Raw genomic sequence first — 5,231 nt, 5'->3', positions numbered from 1 at the left:
CAAACCATTTTGCGAAAATTCCTTGACACTACCCGTGAACTGACACGCGAGGAAAAACGGGCGATCCGCACCCTGGTGACAAAATGGTGTGCCAACTATGACCGGGAGTACGGGTGTCTGCCCCTGGACTGTGAGTGCTATATGCTGGGGAAATGCTGGACGGGGGCGCTGTGCCGTTACTTTCGGGAGGCCGTGCTGCCCCTCGATCTGGCGCTGGAGGCCGCCCTCTTGACCGAGGGGCCCAGGCCGGATTTTAAGATTTGCCCTATCTGTGGCGGGCCCGTTGCTCCGGATCGGCGGCAGGCTTACTGCTCGGCGGCCTGTGCAAAGAAAGCCCACCGCCGCCAACAGCGGGAATATATGCGGAAAAAGCGGGGTTGGGGCGTTGACAATTAGGCCCCCCAAACCCCGCTGATTACAAGGCTTTCCGGGGCCGCTTTTGGGGTGGGCCGTGTGTTTCTACGGCCTGCCCCTGTTTGGCCCCGATGCTGTCAACATTTTAGCGCGGGACTTCTGGACGTTTTGTCCAGAAGTTACCCGATCCCGGAAAGAAGGTACTATGGACAAAAAGCGTGATCAGGATTTTGCCGATCAGGAAGTAACGCGCCTTTGTGGAGTATTCGGTACGCCAATCCCCGCGCTGCCCCCGGAGCGTGGCAAGGTGATGGACAAGGTAAAGGAGCCGCCCCGCACCAGCCGGAGCCTGGAACGGGAGGAGCGATGACAAAGAAACGCCGCCGCCCCATCCATCTTCATGTGATGGTGTCCGAGGAGGAGCTGGCGCTGATCCAGGAGCGCATGGCCGAGGCGGGCATCCGCAATATGGGGGCCTATATGCGGAAAATGGCCCTCAATGGCTATGTGCTCCATGTTGACCTGTCACCCGTCCAGGAGCTGGTGTCGCTCCAGCGGCGGTGCTCCAACAACTTAAACCAGGTGGCGATCCAGGCAAATACCTACGGCGGCATTTACCTGGAGGAGATCACGGCTCTGCAACGGGACTATGAAAAGCTGTGGCAGCCCCTGTCCGATCTTCTGGAAAAGCTCTCCGCCATCGTGCGGCTCTGACCTACCGGAAGTGGCCCTGCGCTGTTCCCCGTTTTTTTACTACTTCAAACACTTTGTACCAATAGTAATGAATAGACAAACGGTTGCTCCTGTGCTATGCTATTAAGAAAAATAAAACCTGTAAATTTACTCCAATGAAAGAAGATAAAAATGAAAATATTAGAAAAACTATTGGATATATCTTTTGTTATTTCACTAGTTTTGTTGGGCAAATTTAATTTAGAGAGTCTTGAATTAAGTAAGTATCAGATTGTAGTAACTGTATTTTGGGCAACTGGGATATTAAAATTCAAGAACCCCAATAATAATATAAAAGAGTCTGTGCTCGATTCTATAAAGGATTTGATAATTTCTATTTCTGTAATTCCCTTATGGTATTGGATTAGTGGTAGAATAGAAAATGAACTTTTTGAGCCAGTAACTATTGTGGCTCATTTTACTTCATTGATGGTCATATTATATTTAACCCAGAAGAGTGCGAAATTGAGTGGTGCAATTGCTTACTATACACATGCGGTCATTCCTATAATTGCATTCATTTGTATTCGAGTAGGTATGCCAATAGAGCTTTCAGTTATTATTGCAGTAATTGTTCCAGAGCCGATAAATTATTGTTACTATAAGAAGCAAAGAGCAAACCGTGCTCAAGAAAAATAAATCCTCATTTATTATTTAGTCACAAGTATTATGGTGGATAGCTTTACTTCTAATATCAATTTGAATTTTGGGGAAATTTGTCCCCAAGTTCCTTGCGGCGGCTGTGCTCCAGTCGCCGCTTTCTTTTTGGAAGAAGGTGAGGTTATCGCTACAACCTACATCCGGCCCTATAAGGTAGCGGCTGGGAAAACGGCCATCCAAACGATGGAAGAGCGGTTTGCCTATGGGCTCAATCCGAAAAAGCTGGGGGCCGTGTCTGCCTATCTCTGTGATCCTGCATCCGCTCCCGCCGAGTTTCTGCTGCTGAAAAGCCAGTACCAGGCGGAAACGGGCCGGGCGGTGAGCCGAGGCCCCATAAGGAAGTAATATCGTCTTAGTGAAACGGCATAGTCTCTCGGGGCTATGCCGTTTTGCTGTCCATCGTGCCCGGTATCGTTATCTCGCCCACCAGATTATAGACTATCTGGACGGGCTGAAACCGCTTGCCGTTGACCTTGCTGGGGGCGTGGACTATCACCATCTTGATAAACTCGTTGACGATGGTGGGCGTCAGCTCCCGGACCTCCGTGTACTTCCGCACCAGCTCCACGAAGTGGGACACGTTTACGGCCTCCTCCTGGCCCTTTTCCAGCTCCCGCCGTAGTTCCGCCACCCTGGCCTCTAACTCCCTTTGCTCGGCCTCGTAGGACCCGGAGAGGCGGTTATAACGCTCCTCTGTCAGCTTGCCCGTGGCGTGGTCCTCGTACACCCGTTGAAACAGGCTGTCAAGCTCCGTGACCCGCTTCTCCGCCTTGGTCAGCTCCGCCTTCTTCCGGGCCAGCTCCCGCCGCTGTTCCTGGGCGTCCTTGTCCATCACCAGCCGGATAAATCCATCCTCGTCCGCCTGGACATAGGCTATCGTGGCTTGCAGATGGGCCAGCACCAGGGCCGTCAGCACCTTCTCCCGGATATAGTGGATGGTACAGCTCCCCGTGTTGCTCTTGTAGTTGGAGCATACATAGTGGTCCTGGTCCTCCGTGGAACCCTTGTGTGTGGCGAAATACAGCTTGCTCATGCAGTCGGCGCAGTAGGCCAGCCCGGAGAACAGCCCCCGCTTGCCCGCCTTGGTGGGGCGGCGCTTGTGCTTCCGCAGCTCCTGCACCCGCTCCCAGGTCTCACGGTCTATGATGGCCGGGTGGGTGTCGGGAAACACCTTCCATTCCTCCGGGGGGAGATACAGCATCTTTTTGGACTTGTACGACTTCTTGCGGGTCTTGAAGTTCACCGTACAGCCCAGGTACTCCATGCGCTCCAGGATTTTTACCACTGCCCGGTGGTCCCAGCCGCAGGGGTCCGCTGTCGGCTTATGGGTGACGGACAGGCCCTTTTCCAGCTTGTACGCCGTGGGCGTCAGCACCCCCGCCGCTTTCAGCCGCTTGGAGATCTGCATAGGCCCCAGGCCAGCCATGCAAAGGCTGAATATCTCCCGCACCACCTGGGCCGCTTCCTCGTCCACTTCCCATTTGTACTTGTCTCCTTTGTAGCCATAGGGGACCTGGGTACACAACCGCTGTCCGCTGTTGCCCTTGCTGGTGAACACCGCCCGTATCTTCTTGGAGGTATCACGGGGGTAAAACTCGTTGAACAGTTCCCGCACCGCCGTCATATCGTCCAGGCCCTTGGCGCTGTCGATGTTGTCCGTAACGGCGATATACCGCACCCCGTAGTCCTCTGTGAACCGCTCCATGAGAGCGCCCACCAAAAGGCGGTTGCGGCCCAGTCGGGAATGGTCCTTGACGATGATGGCCGTTACCCGTCCCCGTTCCACAAGGTCCATCATCTCCCGGAAGCCGGGGCGGTCAAAGTTCGTCCCGGTGTAGCCGTCATCGGAGAAGTGCCGCACATTCGGGAAATGGTGTTCCTCGCAGTATTTCCGCAGGAAATCCCGCTGATTGACCACCGAACCGCTGTCACCCTCCAACTCGTCCTCCTGGCTCAGACGGTCATAGCAAGCCGTGATATTCCCCTCGGCGGGGAGTGTGCCGGGAATAAATTTACCGTTGATTGTATCGTACTGCCACATAGCTTTAACCTCCTTTGATGTGGCAGAACGGGCTTGTGGTTTACAGGATTATTATACCACAAACCCGTCTGAAAGTCCAACAAAACCCTGTATTTTCAAGGCTTCCGGGTATTTTTCTCCTCTGCCGACCTGGTAAGCAGACGCCCGATTTTCTCCCCCGCCGTCTCCCTGGCCTCGGGGGAGAAGTACCCATACACCGGGTAGACCGTCCCGCCGATTTCCCGGACGATGATGGGAGCCACAACCAGGCTCCGCTCCTGTTCTTGTCTGTCGCTCATGCTTCTGCCTCCTGTTTCAAACTCTGCTTGATGTTGTTGGAAATACGCCCTTTTCAGCGGGTGCCGTTGCGACGGCCATCTACATGGGGTCAGCGGTGGCGGCTGGGGCCGCTGATTTTATTCTTGCGACCTGTTCCCGGAACCCTCTGCGCCTGCCTCACCCGGTTTTTCAACGGCGGCCCTCGCCTTGTTGTACTGCCGGTAATTGATGACGTTCACCGTCCTGCCCTCGCCGTTTTTCACCGCTATCGTCTTTTCATAGGTCAGCGGGGCCCCGCCGATCAGCTCTTGCGCTTCCCCCTCTGTCATTTCCTCCACCTCCGGCCGCTTCACCCCTCGGGAACAGCGGTACAGATTGAACCCGCTGGGGTATAGGTGCAGCCTTGCGCCCTTTACAATCGCTTTTTTCTGCTTCACTCCACGCTCGTCCTCTGTCTCCACCTCCGTCAGCCGTCCTCGGGCCGCTCCGCTCATAGCCGCCTCTGGCAACTCCATGTCTCCAAGGTAGGCCGTCAGGTACATGCCGGGGTTGTCCACCCCCTTCATGCTCTTGGTCTTGGTGAACCCCTGGCCCCACAGCCGGGCCATTTCGCTGTTGGGGATGAAGGGGGCTTTGCCAGGGAACAGGAGCAATAGATGGAGGTGCCAGGCCCCACGGCCCTGTGGCTCTGCCGCCGCTATGTACTCCGCCTGTTCTTGTCCCGCTTTCGCCTGCCAGCGAAGAAACCGTTTCCAAAAGGCGTGAAAATCCCGGTACAGTCGCTCCTGGTCAGTCATTATTTCCCGGTAGGTCAGTGTGACCCATAATGCCCGCTCCGGGTCCGTCAGATTGGCATTTATGAGGTCTCTGAGGTTGCGAAGGGTCTGCGCCACGCTTGCCGTGTTCTCCGCCCGGTTTTCCGTGTGTTGGAACTCTTTGATTTCTCCCGTCCGTTTGTCCAGGTATTCGTCCGCCGACAATTTCTCTATGGTGATTTCCGGCGCTCCCTGTCCGCTGTGCCGCACCTCTATCACGTTGCCGCATACCTTCACTGTCACCGGCGCTTTCGGGGTAGGCCGTTCATTTTCTATCCGCTGTATCCGCATCCTGCCTCCTATCCTTGCGGCCTAATGTTTATAAATAATCAAGTTAAGGAGCGGCCCCGTTGGGGCCGCTCCGGGGCGGG

7 protein-coding genes and 1 pseudogene are annotated in these 5,231 nt (G+C 55.1%); 5 read left to right on the top strand and 3 right to left on the bottom strand.

Going from position 1 to position 5,231, the window contains the following annotated elements; genetic code table 11:
• Window positions 1–6: 6 nt before the first annotated feature.
• The 5 genes and pseudogenes from HMPREF0372_RS12480 to HMPREF0372_RS21440 all read left to right on the top strand — a co-directional run.
• Window positions 7–396: a cysteine-rich VLP protein gene (locus tag HMPREF0372_RS12480; RefSeq protein WP_414016162.1), complete on the top strand. Its 390-nt coding sequence runs from the start codon at window positions 7–9 to the stop codon at window positions 394–396.
• Window positions 397–559: 163 nt separating this feature from the next.
• Window positions 560–724 carry a hypothetical protein gene (locus HMPREF0372_RS20135; RefSeq protein ID WP_007492990.1) on the top strand — a complete coding sequence of 55 codons (165 nt, stop codon included), beginning with the start codon at window positions 560–562 and terminating at the stop codon, window positions 722–724.
• On the top strand, window positions 721–1,068 hold the full coding sequence (locus HMPREF0372_RS12475; protein WP_007492987.1) for a plasmid mobilization protein: 348 nt from the start codon (window positions 721–723) through the stop codon (window positions 1,066–1,068). The genes HMPREF0372_RS20135 and HMPREF0372_RS12475 overlap by 4 nt, the downstream gene beginning before the upstream one ends.
• 150 nt (window positions 1,069–1,218) lie before the next feature.
• Entirely contained in the window at window positions 1,219–1,725 is a 507-nt protein-coding gene (locus HMPREF0372_RS19795) for a hypothetical protein (RefSeq protein WP_007492985.1), read from the top strand.
• A gap of 204 nt (window positions 1,726–1,929) precedes the next feature.
• Window positions 1,930–2,082: pseudogene (locus tag HMPREF0372_RS21440) on the top strand (relaxase/mobilization nuclease domain-containing protein); the annotation flags it as partial.
• 43 nt (window positions 2,083–2,125) lie between these two features.
• Here HMPREF0372_RS21440 and HMPREF0372_RS12465 read toward each other — a convergent pair.
• The 3 genes from HMPREF0372_RS12465 to HMPREF0372_RS12455 all read right to left on the bottom strand — a co-directional run bounded on the left by HMPREF0372_RS12465 (window position 2,126) and on the right by HMPREF0372_RS12455 (window position 5,151).
• Complete coding sequence (locus HMPREF0372_RS12465) at window positions 2,126–3,787, bottom strand: recombinase family protein (RefSeq protein WP_007492981.1); 1,662 nt, start codon at window positions 3,785–3,787, stop codon at window positions 2,126–2,128.
• A gap of 95 nt (window positions 3,788–3,882) precedes the next feature.
• On the bottom strand, window positions 3,883–4,065 hold the full coding sequence (locus HMPREF0372_RS12460; protein WP_007492978.1) for a transposon-encoded TnpW family protein: 183 nt from the start codon (window positions 4,063–4,065) through the stop codon (window positions 3,883–3,885).
• A gap of 117 nt (window positions 4,066–4,182) precedes the next feature.
• Window positions 4,183–5,151, bottom strand: a complete 969-nt coding sequence (locus tag HMPREF0372_RS12455; RefSeq protein WP_007492976.1) for a rolling circle replication-associated protein — start codon at window positions 5,149–5,151, stop codon at window positions 4,183–4,185.
• Window positions 5,152–5,231: the final 80 nt, after the last annotated feature.

The organism is Flavonifractor plautii ATCC 29863, from assembly GCF_000239295.1.
GTDB classification, from domain to species: Bacteria; Bacillota; Clostridia; order Oscillospirales; family Oscillospiraceae; genus Flavonifractor; species Flavonifractor plautii.
The sequence above is the reverse complement of the archived record's forward strand: the minus strand, read 5'-3'. Positions and strand labels throughout refer to the sequence as shown.